The sequence below is a fragment of the Microcoleus sp. B6-A1 genome (assembly GCF_036705085.1).
In the GTDB taxonomy this organism is placed as follows: Bacteria; Cyanobacteriota; Cyanobacteriia; order Cyanobacteriales; family Microcoleaceae; genus Microcoleus.
Genome location: NZ_JAUBTU010000048.1, coordinates 34,010 through 50,092 on the forward strand (window position 1 = coordinate 34,010; position 16,083 = coordinate 50,092).

General features: G+C 44.3%; 11 protein-coding genes. 4 read left to right on the forward strand and 7 right to left on the reverse strand.

Annotated features, from left to right (window positions below):
- Nucleotides 1-281: 281 nt before the first annotated feature.
- A complete protein-coding gene (locus tag QUB11_RS18455; protein ID WP_333205464.1) occupies nt 282-854 on the reverse strand; it encodes a Uma2 family endonuclease in 573 nt (190 codons plus the stop codon).
- Entirely contained in the window at nt 784-1,062 is a 279-nt protein-coding gene (locus tag QUB11_RS18460; RefSeq protein WP_333205463.1) for a hypothetical protein, read from the reverse strand. The genes QUB11_RS18455 and QUB11_RS18460 overlap by 71 nt, the downstream gene beginning before the upstream one ends.
- Nucleotides 1,063-1,118: 56 nt before the next feature.
- Between QUB11_RS18460 and QUB11_RS18465 the strand changes: the two genes are divergently transcribed.
- The 3 genes from QUB11_RS18465 (at nt 1,119) to QUB11_RS18475 (ending at nt 4,506) form a co-directional block, all read left to right on the forward strand.
- On the forward strand, nt 1,119-2,684 hold the full coding sequence (locus tag QUB11_RS18465) for an ABC transporter permease subunit (protein WP_333205462.1): 1,566 nt from the start codon (nt 1,119-1,121) through the stop codon (nt 2,682-2,684).
- A gap of 143 nt (nt 2,685-2,827) precedes the next feature.
- Nucleotides 2,828-3,643 (forward strand): class I SAM-dependent methyltransferase, encoded by an 816-nt coding sequence (locus QUB11_RS18470; protein WP_333205461.1) that lies wholly within the window; start codon nt 2,828-2,830, stop codon nt 3,641-3,643.
- A gap of 83 nt (nt 3,644-3,726) precedes the next feature.
- On the forward strand, nt 3,727-4,506 hold the full coding sequence (locus QUB11_RS18475; protein ID WP_333205460.1) for an ABC transporter ATP-binding protein: 780 nt from the start codon (nt 3,727-3,729) through the stop codon (nt 4,504-4,506).
- Between the two features lie 79 nt (nt 4,507-4,585).
- Here QUB11_RS18475 and QUB11_RS18480 read toward each other — a convergent pair whose 3' ends face one another.
- The gene (locus tag QUB11_RS18480; RefSeq protein WP_333205459.1) at nt 4,586-5,434 is read right to left on the reverse strand and encodes a PEP-CTERM sorting domain-containing protein; all 849 of its coding nucleotides are present in this window, start codon (nt 5,432-5,434) and stop codon (nt 4,586-4,588) included.
- A 316-nt stretch (nt 5,435-5,750) separates the two neighbouring features.
- Here QUB11_RS18480 and QUB11_RS18485 point away from each other — a divergent pair, with 316 nt between their 5' ends.
- Nucleotides 5,751-6,458 carry an ABC transporter ATP-binding protein gene (locus tag QUB11_RS18485; RefSeq protein WP_006631855.1) on the forward strand — a complete coding sequence of 236 codons (708 nt, stop codon included), beginning with the start codon at nt 5,751-5,753 and terminating at the stop codon, nt 6,456-6,458.
- A gap of 205 nt (nt 6,459-6,663) precedes the next feature.
- On the opposite strand, the gene QUB11_RS18490 is transcribed toward QUB11_RS18485, so the two are convergent.
- The 4 genes from QUB11_RS18490 to QUB11_RS18505 all read right to left on the reverse strand — a co-directional run bounded on the left by QUB11_RS18490 (nt 6,664) and on the right by QUB11_RS18505 (nt 15,399).
- Nucleotides 6,664-12,156, reverse strand: coding sequence for a response regulator (locus tag QUB11_RS18490; RefSeq protein ID WP_333391329.1), 5,493 nt, complete (start codon nt 12,154-12,156; stop codon nt 6,664-6,666).
- Between the two features lie 549 nt (nt 12,157-12,705).
- On the reverse strand, nt 12,706-13,158 hold the full coding sequence (locus QUB11_RS18495) for a hypothetical protein (protein ID WP_333391331.1): 453 nt from the start codon (nt 13,156-13,158) through the stop codon (nt 12,706-12,708).
- A gap of 9 nt (nt 13,159-13,167) precedes the next feature.
- Nucleotides 13,168-14,148: a hypothetical protein gene (locus QUB11_RS18500; protein WP_333391333.1), complete on the reverse strand. Its 981-nt coding sequence runs from the start codon at nt 14,146-14,148 to the stop codon at nt 13,168-13,170.
- A 24-nt stretch (nt 14,149-14,172) separates the two neighbouring features.
- Complete coding sequence (locus tag QUB11_RS18505) at nt 14,173-15,399, reverse strand: acyltransferase family protein (protein ID WP_333205495.1); 1,227 nt, start codon at nt 15,397-15,399, stop codon at nt 14,173-14,175.
- Nucleotides 15,400-16,083: the final 684 nt, after the last annotated feature.

Below are 16,083 nucleotides of genomic sequence, written 5' to 3' on the forward strand. Positions count from 1 at the left end.
CAAAGCTTCTGGATTTTCAACTTATTTTTTTCATACCCTGATTAAGCAACGCCATAATTGGTTGATTGTCGTGCATACTAGGGTGAAGAATTATGTAAGGAGAGGAAGCCGACTACCCCTGCTGCAAAAGCTTAAACTATATGTTAAGGATGAAAAATAGTCAGCCTTCGCCGTCATCATACTACTGAAAAAATACTTAATGGGGCGATCGGTAGCAGTAAATTTTTATTTTCAAGTAATAAGATAGTGCTTCTCAATTGACTGCAATACTGTACGCCAAATTAAATATTCCCTGGTTTGAGCCAGCCAAAAACTTCGCCTAAAGTCAACTGCATTTCCGGCATAATATTGGGCATCGGAAGTATATCTGTTGGTTCTTGCAAGGAAATAGGCTGCTGCCTGGCGGGATAGGCTAAAATGTTTTTTTCATCGGGATCGAGCAACCACCCCATCTGGCAACCGGCATTCAAAAAGTGCAAAATATTGTTTGTGACTTTGGTTTGACTTTGGGCTGGGGACAAAATTTCTATTGTCCAGTCTGGGTGAGCATTAAATGTATTGGCAATTTCCCCGTCAGCGTCTAGGGGAATGCGATTCCAAACAAAAATTGCGACATCGGGAACAATAGAACGTCCGCCAAAGGTGCAGCGAAGTTCTGGAAATGCCCAAGCAATCCGGTGAGGTTGGCCCGCTGCATTAACCCTCGTGATGAGTTCTCCCTGAATTGTACTGTGTTTTCCTTGTGGCATAGGTTTTTGTAAAATCGCACCGTTGACGTATTCGCTAGCGGGTTTGGTTTCTGGGAGTTGCAAAAACTCGTCGAGGGTGATAGTTTTTTGAGGTGCTTGTACCATATAGCGATCGCCCGTTTGAAGTGTGTTCCGGTAACAGTTCCAGTATATTAGAAGTTTTGATCGCTGTGGTGAAACAATCGCTCTCAAAAGACTCTAAACTGTAGCTAGCCCGCTCAGCAGTTTCCCGAACCTGCCGTCGATCGAGTTGCTTGAGGCAGAAATTGGCACTGCCTGTGTCAGTCGCATCTATAACTGCAATTCCTAGCATTCTTGCATCTAACTACTGACTGCTGACTAATAACTAATGACTAATAATTTCTTCCTATGTCAAAAAAAATAATTAATGCGATAAAATCGACTGGTATTTTAGGGGCGATCGCCTCTTTCACTGTTTTGTTATTCGGCGGTTGGAGCGGCACCGTGATCGGCTGGCTAATGGGTACGGCGGCGGGCTTTATTAGCTGTCGGGAGCAGAAGGTGTACAGCCCGAAAATGGGTGCAACTATCGGCAGTTTAGGGGGATTAGGATTGGGAGTTTGGCTATTAATTGCAAGTGTGGTAGAAGGGGTTTTGATTAGACCTTTGTCTGGTCAATCTGCTGTTGCTTTGCCGACGACGCTGCTGTACGGGATTTGCAGTTTGACGATCGCAATTTTGACAGCTACGTTAATGGGTGCTTTGCAGGGTTTGCAGGGGGAACGCCAGCGGCTGGCAACTCTGGTGACATTAGCTTTTATTCTAATTCTGTTTCCGTTTATCGACATTCAGGCTCAGACTGGCTGGATTGCTACTGTAGTACAGATTCAAATCTTTATTATGCTGGCGCTGGGTTTGAATATTACTGTGGGTTTTGCGGGTTTGTTGGATTTGGGATATGCGGCGTTTTTTGCGATCGGCGCTTACACGACAGCTTTGCTATCTTCTGGACAGTTAAATATTGCTTGGAACTTTTGGGTGGTACTGCCGATCGCCGCCGGTGTAGCTGCGATCGCGGGCGTAATCCTGGGTATTCCGACACTGCGGCTCAAGGGCGATTATTTGGCGATTGTTACCCTCGGTTTTGGCGAAATTATCCCGGTTGTCTTTAGGAATTTAACTGCGATTCGCATCGACGAACCCGTCTCGAAGATTGTTGCTGCTGTTTTGGGTAAACCCGAATTGGTGCTGTGTCTGGTTGGGTGCGATCGACCTTTTAACCTCACCGGCGGCGAAGCGGGAATAAACCCGATCGGGCGTCCATCTCTCCCCATCGTCGGCACTTTCAGCACAGGCAACTACTTTCCCTGGTACTACCTAATTTTACTGTTAGTTGTCTTCGCTTACTTCATGATCTCGCGGCTGCGAGATTCCCGCTTGGGGAGGGCGTGGAATGCCATGCGCGAAGATGAATTAGCGGCTAGTGCGATGGGCATTAACCTCGTCAAAACCAAACTTTCGGCTTTTGCGATGGGAGCGACGTTTTCGGGCTTTGCAGGCGCGTTTTACGCCGCCTATATCAGCGCAATTTTTCCCAGCGTTTTCGATTTCTCTGTGTCGGTAATCATCCTGTGTATGGTGATTTTAGGCGGTTTGGGCAACATGACCGGGGTGATTTTGGGGGCTATCATTATCATGTCTGCCGATCGACTTTATCTGCCACAATTAGCGCAAGTCCTCAAGGGTTTTCTGAATACTTTTGTACTCCCCAGGATTGCAATTCCCCAGTTGCGAGACTTTCTGGCAACCAGTTTAGACCCGATTCAAATGCGCTTATTTCTATTCGGCCTAACTCTTGTTGTCATGATGCTCGTGCGGCCGGAGGGACTGATTCCTGATAAAATACACCAAGCTGAACTGCATTCGGATGCTGAAGCGAGCAATGAGTCTTTAGCAGATGCGAGAAGTCAATAAGTAGGTAAGGGCAAAAACCCTAGTATTTTGTAGGCGGGTTTAGCTAAGAATCTAGGATGCAAGGGAGTTTAGGGGTGTAAAAACCCCGTCCCCATCTAATGTTTATTTGTAACCAACTACTTAGTAAGGGTGAAAGATTAGCCATGAAAAATGTAACTGGTACTGCTTTTATCGTTGCGGAATTTAGAGCAGAAGAGAATGAAGAGGCAATTCCTCTTTACACTGATCATGTAGTAAAAATCTGGCTGAATGAGGAAACAAAAGAAATAGCTGCCAAAATATCTCAAAACTCTCCCGCAGCCAAAGAAATGGTTAAGTTGCGGACTAAATATTTTGATGATGTTTTGTCTAATCAAATTTTAGGAGGTTGCAAGCAAGTAGTTATTTTAGGTTCGGGTTTGGATACTCGCGCTGCTAGAATTAATGGCGAAAAAGTCACTTATTTTGAAATAGACGATCGCGCTACTCTTCAATTAAAAGAAGAAACTCTCAAAGCTAACAAAGTTACTGCCAATGTTCGCTACCTTCCCGGCGATTACGTAAAAGACGGTTTAATCTCCTTGCTGAAACAGAGCGAAGTTGATTTCGAGCGACCGACATATTTTTTGTGGGAAGGCAACACTACCTTGCTTGACAAAAAAGATGTAATATTTGTATTAGAACAAATTCGGGACAAGGTTCCTAATTTTCGAGTGTCCTTTGATTATATGTCGGAAAAGGTGATTTTGAGAACGACGGGCTACCAAGATATCAATGATTACATAGATAAATACGAAAGTATGTATGCACCGTGGATTACTGGGTTTGAAAACATTGCAACTTTGGCTGACGAACTCAATCTCAATGTTATTGAAAACTTTTCGACTGCCGATTTACACGCACAATATCGCCCTGGCCGTTCGCTAGAATCTAATCTTTTTAAGTTCTATTTTGTCTGTACCCTAGAGAATATGTCCTAAAATATCCCAAATTGACTCGCGTGCGTGAAAGCTCGCGAGTATCCCGCTTGCACTCCTCTAAAATATTAGGAAACATAACCAAAATGTCATTATTAGAAGCACAGCAACTTACAATGCGATTCGGCGGTTTGACTGCCGTCAACCAGGTTAGTTTAACATTGGAAAAAGGCTCGATCGCCAGTTTGATCGGCCCCAACGGTGCGGGCAAAACTACTTTTTTTAATATGCTGACAGGTATCTACAAACCGAGTGGTGGCCAGTTGCTTTTGGAACAGAAGAATATCACGGGTTTACCTCCGGATCGCCTGACAACTTTCGGCATTGCTAGAACTTTTCAAAATATCCGCTTGTTTAATAACATGACTGTGCTGGATAATGTTTTAGTAGGTAGACACTGCCGATTGAAAACAGGTTTGTTGGGTGCAATCCTCCGCCCTCCCACTGCGAATCTGGAGGAGCGGGAAGCTAAAATAAAAGCGCTCACTATGCTTGATTTTGTCGGTTTAGGTGCTTCTAAAGCGCCGGAGTTGGCAAAAAACCTTTCCTACGGCGACCAGCGGAGATTGGAAATTGCCAGGGCTTTGGCTTCCGATCCGAAAGTGTTGCTTTTGGACGAACCGACTGCCGGGATGAACCCGAACGAAACGGCTGATTTAACTCGCTTTATTTACCGGATTCGCGATGAGTTGAAGTTGAGTATTTTGCTGATTGAACATGATATGAAAGTGGTGATGGGAATTAGCGATCGCGTGAGTGTTATGGAGTACGGTACTAAAATTGCCGAGGGAACTCCGGCAGAAGTTCGCGCAAATCCTCGGGTGATTGAGGCATATTTGGGAAAAGAAGAAGATGGCAATGGATAATATAGAATAACCCGATACCCGACTTTTTTAAGAAGTCGGGTATCCAACAGTGATAGTTGACCTACTTAGATGTTTGGCATCATTTCTCAACTTTGGATTTAACTTCCGACAATGGATTCTTAAGTTTTCTCCCCTTTGCCAAGAAACCGAAAAACATGGCCGTCCCTAATATAGTAGTCGGTTCTGGAACTGGTTCTGCTTCTGCCAATACTATATTGTTCTTAACTTCTACTAATCTTAAGTTAGTGGCGTTATCAAAAGTCCGCGAATACACTCCGGAAGTATACAAGCTCAGGCTTTTTGTATTACCTTGATCCAGAAAACCAAAGTTAATTTGTGTGGGATTAAAGTTTCCCGCGAGGTTGTATGACGAACTTAATTCCGGGGCTTTAAAAGAGTGTAAACCGAGCGCAAGTTGAAATGAGTCTAAAAGAATGTTAGAAACAGTGTCAATCAATGAAAAAGATATACCTCCTTTGGCGCTAGCCCGTTCTGATTGCCGATTACTAACAGATGTAAAAAGATGTAAAATAGTCTCAACTGTGAAGGAAAAAGTTTCTTCCGCATTGATAGAGAAGTCACCGATCACTGCTGCTTGACTTTGGGCTAAACCAGAATAGTTATTGCCGTCACCTTGCACTTTACTTTGCGAGAGATTTTCTGCAAGCAATTCGTGACAGTTAGATATAAAAAATGCCTCAGCTTTCGCTTTGCTAATGACTAAACCGCTGTTAGCTATTGTCTGAGTGTAAGTGTTAGTAAATGTACCATTCTCATTCGGTCTGTGACTGAAGTTGTACATGGTTACTTCGGCGGCAGAACCTGCTATTATGGCAGCACGGCTGGGCGCTATACCTATAGTCAAGCCGGTTACTAAAGGAGTAGCTAATAAAAATGCGATCGCTCCGGTACTGTGATGTAATTTCATGGTAAATCTCCTTAAATTTTTAAAATTTTAAGTGCTGTTATTGGTAACTTGTAGCGGTTGGTTGCGCTTACGTATCAATACTAGCTATATACTTAGAGATTTTTGTAAAGCTACTGTCAAGAAAGCTTGTGTTTAAGTAAAAATTATGTAAAGTCGATCGCCCCACTACTAAAAATAGATGGTATGGGAGCTAACGCTGAGTCTTCTTCTAAGTAAAATTACTGCTTACTCTAAAAAAGTTAATTTTCACTAAATGCAATAAAAATTTATAATTAGTCTGGATAATATAAAAAGGCACAAAGCAGAAAGAGTAATCATGTTAGAAATTAAAGACATACACACCTACTACGGAAATATCCACGCTCTCAAAGGGGTATCGCTAACAGTCTCGCAGGGAGAAGTTGTGACATTAATCGGCAGCAACGGGGCGGGGAAAACGACCACTCTCCGCACGATTCAAGGACTGCTGCGCCCGCGCCAAGGCACTGTATTATTTGAGGGAAAGCCTTTAGAAGCACTATCTACAGAGGCGATCGTCCGTTTGGGAATTTCTCAAAGTCCCGAAGGGCGGTTGATTTTTCCGCGCATGACGGTGCAAGAAAACCTAGAAATGGGTGCTTATCTCCGCAACGATACTCTCGGTATCAAGTCCGATATGGAAAAAGCATTAAATTTATTTCCTCGTTTGCGAGAAAGAATTAGTCAAAAAGGAGGAACTCTCAGCGGCGGGGAACAGCAAATGTTGGCGATCGCCCGCGCTTTGATGTCGCGCCCCCGCTTGTTATTATTGGACGAGCCGAGTATGGGATTGGCACCGATGTTAGTCAGTCAAATTTTTGCGATCGTCCGCGATATTAATGCTGAAGGAACAACTATTTTGCTGGTGGAACAAAACGCCCGTATGGCTTTAAGTGTAGCCCACCGCGGCTATGTCATCCAAACCGGTCAGGTTGTAGTCGCTGGTACTGCTAGCGATTTGCAGTCAAATGAAACTGTTCGCAAAGCATATTTAGGTGAAAGTTAAATATGGGCATTGGGCATTGGCCAAACAGGGCATTGGCCAAACAGGGCATTGGGCATTGAAACTGACAACTAACAACCAAAAACCAACAAATAACAAATAATATCGTTTTCGGTTGCATCGGTATTGTTCAAACAGTCAACAGTCAACAGTCAACAGTCAACAGTCAACAATTCCGGAGGAGTACAACCGGAATTGATATAACAAATTACCCTATTTGCGATCGCAACTTCCCCGTTTCCAATTCCGTCTCAAAAGCCGCCCGCACCTTTTCCCACTCCGCTTGAGCTTCCAACAGGCGATCGCGCGCCGTACTCACATCAAAAACCTGTTCCCCTCCAGACTCAACCGCCAAGCGACCCATATATTCCAACTCCTTGCAAACAGCAGAAAAAGACACCGCTCCTAAATTGGCGCTGCTCGACTTCAGCGTGTGAGAAGCCAGCTTCAAACTATCAGCATCGCCGAGAAAAATAGCCTCTTTAATAGTTTCTAAATGTTGCGGTGCGTCTACCAAATATATCTTAATCAGCTCCCCCAAAAAATCGGGGTCTTCATCATCGTCTAGCTCGCGGAGATTTTGCAAAATATGAAAATCAATCGGCGAATCTGCTCCCGGTTGAACGCTCGAAGATGCCGCAGTATCACTGTCAATGTCATCAGAAATATCTTGATTGTTTTCCTCTGTTACCGCATCCAATTCATCCCGATTCAGAGGTGAGCACTTGCTCAAGGCGATCGCCAACTCTTCCCGGCGTACCGGCTTAGTAATATAATCGTCCATACCTGCTTCCAGACACTTTTCGCGATCGCCCTGCATCGCATTAGCAGTCATCGCAATAATTCTCGGCTTCTTGTTAGCAGGCCATTCCTGACAAATGCGGCGCGTCGCTTCCAACCCGTCCATGTTCGGCATCTGCACATCCATCAGCACAACATCGTAAGATTGCCGCTTCAGCGCCTCCAAAACCTCCAACCCATTACCCGCAATATCAGCCCGATATCCTATCCTGTCGAGTAAATGCGTAGCGACTTTTTGATTCACCACATTATCCTCAGCCAGCAAAATCCGAATCTGACTAGAATTAGTTCCATCCTGTCCAGCAGAATTCCCCGCAGCCTGCCTCAAAACAGCAGGCGTCCGCTGCACGCGGTGTTGTTCTTGAGAATTTTCAAAATACTTCAATCCCGAAGTCAAAGTCACCACATTTGAAACTTCTCCCCTGCTACTTCTGCCAGTAACATATCCAAAAACTTGCAGCAACACATTATAAAACTGGGACTGTTTTAAAGGCTTAGTTAAAAAAGCAGAAAAATGTACTTCTGTAGTTTCAAGTTTTTTCCAAACTTCCGCCTTACTTAAATAAGTAAACAGCACCAAAGGTAGTGCTATTTTGCGAGGGTTTTTAACGCTGACATTCGGATTTAGACCGTCGCCGCCGGACAAATTGCTCAGCTCAAATTTCCGAATTTCCACAGCCAAAGCCACACCGTCCATATCTGGTAGATTCATCGCCAAAATAGCTAAATCGAGCGGCGAGTTTCCTTTGATGATTTCCAAAGCCTCAGCACCCGAAGTTACAGCCATGGGTATCATTCCCCAAGACTCTGCCTGACGGATCAAAACTTGCCGATTAATGGCATGATGCTCAACAATTAACAAGCGCTTACCAGCGGCAAATTCCGGCCTTTTTTCCTCAGCCCGGATGTCATTGGCTTCAGCAGTCACCGTAAAATAAAAAATCGAACCCGAACCCGATATCGACGGCGAAGTAAATTCTCCAGGCGATTTTCCAGCGATACTTTTTCCGATCGCAGAAACTCCCGGTTGAGACTTAGAACTTCGGGGATCAACCTGGCTGACAACCCACATTGTACCGCCCATCATATCGCTCAAACGCTGGCTGATAGCCAGTCCCAAACCCGTCCCGCCGTAATGTCGCGTTGTCGAAGCATCCACCTGTGAAAAAGCTTTAAACAGGCGATCCATCCGGTCTGGCGGAATACCAATTCCCGTATCTTGGACAGCAAATTGAATCTCGTATTGTTTGCTACGTGCCAACTCTCCCTGGTTAATTACTAGCAGTTGTGGCGCTAGAATATTAATTTTATCGGGCGAACTGTTAGCAGCTACCTTTTCAATTTGCCTAGCCGTACAGCACACCACAATTTCTCCAGATTCTGTAAACTTCACTGCATTACCCAGCAGATTTACCAAAATTTGGCGCAGCCTCGTGACATCCCCTAAAATGTTTTTCGGAACAGAATCATCAATAAAGTAAGCCAGCTCTAAACCTTTTTCTGAGGCTCTCGGAGCCAGTAATTCCAGAGATTCTTCTATACAGTTTTGCAGCTCGAAGGGGCTGCGTTCCAAATCCAATTTTCCAGATTCAATCTTGGAAAAGTCGAGAATATCGTTAATAATAGTCAGCAAAGCATCGCCGCTGGTACGAATTGTCTCCACAAAATCCCGCTGTTCAGGAGTTAGTTCCATATCCAGCAGCAAGCCGGTCATCCCGATGACCGCATTCATCGGAGTGCGAATTTCGTGACTCATAGTCGCTAAAAATTCGCTCTTAGCTCTATTAGCAACTTCCGCCGCTTGTCGCGCTTGATCCAAAGCTTCATTTTGCTCTGCTAACTGTCGCTGTCGCTGCACTTCGGTTTCTAAAAGTTGTGCTTGAGCTAAGGTAATGCCAACTTGAGCGGCAACATCTTCTAATAGTTCAATTTCGTCGGGATTCCACTGGCGAGTTGCATCGCACTGGTGCAAAGTAATAATTCCATTCGGTTCTCCTTGATAGGAAGTGCGAACAGCCAACATGGATTTTAATCCGATGCGGCGGCACATCGGCCCCGAAGATTCCAGCAAAGGATCGGCAAAAACATCGGGAGATGCCAGGGCTATATCTTCAGCGAGGAGTTTTTCTGTGTAGGGGTTATAAGTGACAGAAAGTTCTAAATCTAAAGCGGATTCGTGACCGGGTTCTAAGTATTCCGCGACGCAAGGAAGGTGGGGATAAGGTTCGGAAAGATAGGTGTGAATTGTACAGCGATTGACACCAAATACGCGGCCGATTTGGGTGGCGGTAGTTTGAAAAATTTCTTGAGTGTCTAAGGTCGATCGCACTTTTTGAGTAATTTGTTTGAGTAGTAAAACGCGCTGGTACTGACGTTGCAAAGTTCGCTCTCGCTCTTCGCGGGCAATTTCTGCGCCAATGTAATTGCCCATCAACTTTAAAATTTCAAAATTCAGCGGTTTAAAAGGAGATTTAGTGGTGCGGGAAGTAAAGCTCAAAGTACCATAAACTCGCCCTTGCACTATTACCCTCGTCCCGACAAAAGCCTCCAACTTGCGGACGCTGTAAGCGGGGTGGTTGCGCCACTGAGTAGTGCCGGCTGATTCCACAGAAATAGGTTCGCTCGATCGCAAAACCTCTCGCTCAAAGGTTCTGCTCAAAGCAAAACCGTCTCCTTTAGCAAATCCAAAGGGAAAATCTTCCGGTACATAAGCCGCAATCACTTCGTAGCGATCGCCCAAAACCCTGCCCAACAGCCCGATATCCATCCCAAACTGACTGCAACCCATTGCCAGCAACCGGATCGTTCGATCGTCAAAAGAGCCTTCCGAGCTCACCATTACCTCGTAGAGCGATCGAATTGCCCGCTCACTTTCCCGCAGTTCCTCAACTCCTTCGAGGCGGTTGCAGACATCGTGCAAAGTCCCAAAAATTCCCGCTATTTCGCCTTGGGAATTCCGCCGGACTTGGGCAAATATTTCAACGGAAACAAAGCCGGAATCACTGTGAATTCCCAAGGAGTTTTTCCCCGCAAACGACTTGGACTTAAATCGCAGTTCTCGCCGTTCAAATTCCGACTTCCCGGAAAGCAAAGACTCCAATAAATTTGCACATTGCTCGCGCTCATCTGGATGCACCCAATCTAAAAAATTAGTTTGTAAACTTTCGGAAACCGGAAAATTCGTAATTTCCGTCCAAGCGCGGTTGAGAAATTTCCAAACCCCCGCCGCATCTATGTGGAAAATTACTGTTGCTTTCAAAGAGTCAAATAGATGGAATTGTTCTCGATCATGCTCGCGGTTTGTGACTTCAAACTCCTTGTTTAGAGTAATATCGGTATGAGTTCCTACTACCCGCAGCGGTTTGCCAGTAGCGCTACGTAAAACTTGACCCCGATTCAGCACCCAGACAGTGCTGCCGTCTTTACAGTACATCCGATATTCTGCTGCAAAATCCGGTGTCTTTTGGGCGAAGTGTTCTTCTAAAGCTGCCTTTACCGAGTCAATATCATCTCGGTGGATGCGACTCCACCATTCCGATCGGCGATTCGAGATTTCCCCTTCTTGGTAGCCCAGCATTTCTTGCCACCGCGCCGAATAAAAAAACTCATCTGTTTCGAGATTCCAGTCCCAAATCCCCTGATTGTTGACTGCAGGGGGGAGATTTTGCCGCTCTACGAAACTGTGGTGAGAAATTTCAGCCATCTCGTGGCTATTTGCTGCTGTCCGCTGTATTTCTGCTGAGAGTTTTTTGTATTGAGCGTTGCTAGATTCTAGCTGGCGCTGCAAAGCGATTAAGCCAGAATGCAGAGATTTTGAATCCAGCGCTTGTAAAAGGATAGTTTTAGGATTGACAATCCCGATCGGGTGATTTGTTTCGTTGATAACTAATAAAGGCAACTGGCAGTAGTGTTTTTGCAGCAGCGCCACGGCTGCTTCGAGGCTAGAGTGCGATCGCACCAGTGGCGGCGAACTGCTGCAAATTGCTCCCGCTTTAATTTTGTTAGAGTCTCTTCCCAGGGCCTGTAACTGCACGATATCCCGCGAACTTACCACCCCAACCAGTTTGTGAATGTTGGGATTTGTAAATTTGGAATTATGAGCAGCACCAGTCGAGTGTTGATCGGGGGTTTCAGTGATTAATACATAACTAACATTGTGTCTAAACATCAGTTGCGCCAAATAGCGAACCGAAGAATTAGCAGGAGCGTGAATTATTCGTGAGCCTGCTATTTGAGGGATTTGATAAAGTTTAATTAAACTTGCGGGTAGCTCTACTTTCTGATGCACAATTGGCAGCGGCCGAGGGAACGCGAAAGCCGCAGGTGGCGAAGCGCTGCTAATTGCTTTTGGTGTCGGTTCCCCAATTCCCTGCAACAAAAGCACCAAGCTTTGAGAGCTAATTAAACCGACAAGTTCTTCAGCCTCGCTGACGACGGGCAAATGGCTGATCTGATTTTTCTCCAGCAGATTAGCTAAGGCAAAAAAGTCGGGAATTTCCGATTCTCGGGCTACAGTTACGCTTCTGATCATGATTTGCTCGATCGCAAATCCGCTCAAAGCAGCGCCGATCGAATTTAGCTGTACGACATCTCGCGTTGTAAAAATCCCCAGCACTGTCTGGCTGCTCGGATAGGGAGCTTTTGAGCCGTTGAGACGCAGCCCGTTGCCTCCTGCGTGTAGCGCAGGCCGTATGCCGTTGTAGAAACCCGACTGTTCCCGCGATTGTGGGGAAATCCCGTTCATGGGATTTCCGAGTTGAGAATTCCCGCGCGGTTCTACCACGAGGACGTAACTGGCTCCTGTGCTACTCATCAGCTCGATCGCCTTTTCTACGGGCGTCTCAGGCGTGACAGTGAGGGGGTTGCGGTTGATGACCTGACTGAGGGAGGGAATAAACATCAGGGGGCATAAAAGTGATATTTGTTGGAAAAAGCCGATCGCGAGCAGCAGGTTGATTGAGAGGCTTTACCCGCGAGATTTCCAAGCGCGCTCAAAGTTTCTGTACGATTCAACTCACCCCTACTTCCAGCATCTTGGCATTTAAAATTAATTCCGTGCCATATCCTGATCGTTGACGGCTTCTGACTTTCAGAACCAATGCTATCTGCCAAAGGGCCCAGATGAAAGCGGGCGGGTAATTCCTCGCCTAGCCTAACTGCTGCGGGTTTACGAGCAAGAATTTCTGCGATTGTCTAGACTGCACCCTACTTTCTGCCCCTCAACGGAACTCTCGCTCGCATTCTGTTTGAGGCAAGATACCTGCACGCTACCAATTTACCAGCGACAGGAGGGGAATCACAACAGGACGACTTAGGTATTGCAACTGTGCAATTAGGGGTTCGAGGCTTCAAGGGTTCCAGGGTTCCAGGGCCCAACAGGCAGAAAATAAATAATTCTGAGCATAACTAATTCTATCTTATCCCAATTATGACCCAGAGGATTTGATCTTCAATTCTGGCGATCGAACTTGATGAGAATAGCGCTGTTCCCGGCCAGTGCAAAACTCGCATTGCCGCCCTTGAGCCTTAAGCTACCAACAACCTCATCCATTCTTTGAGAACTGAACTCCCGCACCGTGCCATTACCAGATTTTATCAGCTCCGAAATATCAGCATTAACAGTGTAAGATGTTGGTCGGTCATTCACAACCAGCAAGTAAACATTCTTGCTAGCATCAAGAGTTGCAACTGCCATTAAATCCGAACTGTTAGTGATAGGAAAAAAGCTAGCTCTCCCGCCCTGCAAAGCCCTAATTCCCATCCGCAAAGCATAGTAGCCCGCGCGCCGTTTTCCCCCGTCCCCTAGCAAACCTTCTGGCAGTCCCGGCTTTCCCCAGTCGTACAAACAGAATATGTGACTGCCGTAAATATAATTATCCCCCGGTTGGGAACCTCGAATCAAATTCTTAATCTAATTTAAAGCTAAAGATAAATCGCCGTAGCTAATTTCGTAAGTTCCCCATTCTCCTACCCAAAGCTGCGAGTTAGCGCGGACAGTACCGTTCATCCAGCCGCGCACTTTGCGGGTGTAGTTAGAAATATCTGCATCGTAGTTGTGGACATTGACTGTATCGAAATAATTCGGTATTTCCTGCAAAGCACTAGCCGGCCAATTGCTGCCGCCTACGGTTTTCGGGCCGTGGATGCGGTAAGTGCGCGAAGGCAAATAAGTTTTATAAACAAAGTCGAGCGCATCTTTTGCCACCTTAACCAATTCAAAATAGTCAGCCCTAGTCCCGCCCCAACCCTGATCGCGATTATCCGGTTCGTTGTGAATTTCCCAATCATCAACGCGGTAATCATTGCGAACATTCAGCCAATAAACCGTAGCAAAAACCTGTTCCCACCACTCGTTCCAATCTTCTCCTGTGCGCGGCGGATTCAGTTGCAACGCCCAACTCGGCCGCCAGTTATTATCAACATTACGAATACTGACAACTGGGCGAATATTTGTTTCTTTTAGAGTATTAAAAATCGTCCTGGCATTGCCTTGCCAAACAGTACCGGGTTGGCCCGACCACCAATAATCGCTACCCTGGGGCGGATTAGTCATAATCTGATCCCAATGCGCCGAATTAATTATATTTGGATTTGTCTTAATTTCGTCAATAGATGGCCAACCGTATTTACCGTCGTCGTCTTCGGCTTCCCACCGGGACATCCCGCCGTAAATGCGGTAGGTATTAATTCCCAAATCTTGCAAATCTTTGATGTCGAAATTGATATTGCCCTCGACTGCACCGATGTAGCGAGTGCTGACACCCGCAGCAGTACCGGAAATTTTAATTGTTTCGATGTTTTGAGCAAAAGTTGTCGTTCCGCTGAACAACTCTAGGCTGAGGGCAATTAAAAACCCGAGCAACAAATTCAGAAGTCTAGTTTTTGATAACACGTGATTATTAACTACTAATTTAGGTTATTTTATGACCGAGGTAAAGGAACCCATCGCTAATCTAAATCGACTTGTGATCGAGTTTGTTAGGTATTGTAATAAAAAAGCCATAACTATACAAATTTGAATCATTAATACATAAACTAAAATAGCACGACTAGCACTCAAAAGAGGAGGTTCACCTTGAACAAGCACAATAAAAAACTTTTTTATAATAATTAAGCCTATAAACTGCGTCAAGTATAGTTCATAGGAAATATGAGAAATCCATGTTAAAAATCTCGTTGTTAAGTCAGATAGTTTGCTCAAGTTTCTACACACATTAAACACAATCACAAATATGCCAAATCCAATAAATGCATCATAAAAAGACATTCCAAAAGGAAAAGCTACGCCTAAAATTTTTATCTGATTAGCAAACTTTAACGAACCCATAATACCCACTATTTCACAAATTATTGCTAGGGCTATTGTGATTGGTTTCGTTAGGTAATTAATTAATAGATTAGGATTAGTTACATAAACCTTTGCCATTGCCATTCCCAAACAAAACTCAAATAACCTTGAAATTGCTAAATAGCCGGGATAACCGAAATCGCCTATTATTGGAAAAAATAGGTTAAAGCCTATCATTAAGATTAAAAATGCATAGGTTAATTTAATTAACAAAGCAGCCCAAATAAACTGTGAGACAGAAAATTTTTGTAAAAATTTAAAGAGCAAAAAGAAACACAAATAAAATTGAATTAGTGGAAACATAAACCAAGAAAATGGTATTGCTTTATCGAGAATGAGAAAACTTCTCCACAAGGAGAACCAATCAAAATAGCCGAAAAATAAATCAGACCTTAACCGAGGAATTATCAAAGATACAACTAAAAGTATCCAGTAAGTAGGGTAGAGCCGGAAAAACTTTTTTTTCATAAAAATGCTCCAGCTTTCATCAGGTTTTAAAATCCTTGAATAAGCCAGTCCAAAACCACTGAGAATGAAAAAAATATGAACTCCCTGATATCCAAGCAAGAAAAATATATTCAGTAAATCAAAAACTATATTGCCCACACCATTAAATGGGAGGGGAAAAAATTTGGCTAGCGTCGAGGCTCGACCCACTACTTTTAGATACTCCAAAAAGTTGGTGTATCCAAAAAATGGAGGGATGATATTGAAAGACCAATAATGAATGCCCAGTACCCAACAGGCGGCAAAGCCTCTCATCATATCTAATTCTTGAAATCGATTATACTTCATCAATAAAAATCTCCGTTTAATTCAAACTTATAGCAACAGTCAGGACAGTTAGGATGGTAAGCCTAGGATGTACTCTATCGCTCCTAGGATTCGGGAATAATTCTAGTCTAGGTCATAACAATACTCCGGACAGTTTTTAAAGAGGAATGTGATCGCAATAAAATAGAGAAGTGAAAAAAGTGAGTGCAATCGGAACCCAAAATGAACAGAAAAAAAAGGCGCTCTTTTAGGTTAAGCTATAAAATAAGCTATAAAAAAAACACAAGCTCAACAGATTGCCTTATGAAAATTATGGAATCCATCTTACAACAAATGCCAGGGATTAGTCAACCCCAAAAGAAGTTTTTAATCACTTTATTCTCAACTATTTTGCTAGCCTATGGCAAGATCAACTTCACGAATCTCAGTCGTTATAGTTATTTGAGCGAAAAAACCTACCGTCGTCACTTTCTCAAAAGCTTCAACTTTCCACAATTTAATCAATATTTTCTCGCGTGTTGCCTTAAATCCTGAACACACAATCATTGCTGTTATTGATTGTTTTTTTTTAAGAAAAAGTGGCAAAAAAACTGACGGCAAAGCTTATTTTTATAAGGGTCTATCTGGCAAATCGGAACAGGGGTTGGAAATTTCTGTGATTTCTATTGTCGAAATTGAGAGTCGTTTATCTTATAGCTTAAGCGT

Bases quoted from the DNA above. Each gene is read 5' to 3' on its own strand.
- QUB11_RS18485 (WP_006631855.1), top strand. From the start codon at position 5,751: ATGTTAGAAATTAAAGACATACACACCTACTACGGAAATATCCACGCT.
- QUB11_RS18480 (WP_333205459.1), bottom strand. From the start codon at position 5,434: ATGAAATTACATCACAGTACCGGAGCGATCGCATTTTTATTAGCTACT.
- QUB11_RS18475 (WP_333205460.1), top strand. From the start codon at position 3,727: ATGTCATTATTAGAAGCACAGCAACTTACAATGCGATTCGGCGGTTTG.
- QUB11_RS18470 (WP_333205461.1), top strand. From the start codon at position 2,828: ATGAAAAATGTAACTGGTACTGCTTTTATCGTTGCGGAATTTAGAGCA.
- QUB11_RS18465 (WP_333205462.1), top strand. From the start codon at position 1,119: ATGTCAAAAAAAATAATTAATGCGATAAAATCGACTGGTATTTTAGGG.
- QUB11_RS18460 (WP_333205463.1), bottom strand. From the start codon at position 1,062: ATGCTAGGAATTGCAGTTATAGATGCGACTGACACAGGCAGTGCCAAT.
- QUB11_RS18505 (WP_333205495.1), bottom strand. From the start codon at position 15,399: ATGAAGTATAATCGATTTCAAGAATTAGATATGATGAGAGGCTTTGCC.
- QUB11_RS18490 (WP_333391329.1), bottom strand. From the start codon at position 12,156: ATGTTTATTCCCTCCCTCAGTCAGGTCATCAACCGCAACCCCCTCACT.
- QUB11_RS18455 (WP_333205464.1), bottom strand. From the start codon at position 854: ATGGTACAAGCACCTCAAAAAACTATCACCCTCGACGAGTTTTTGCAA.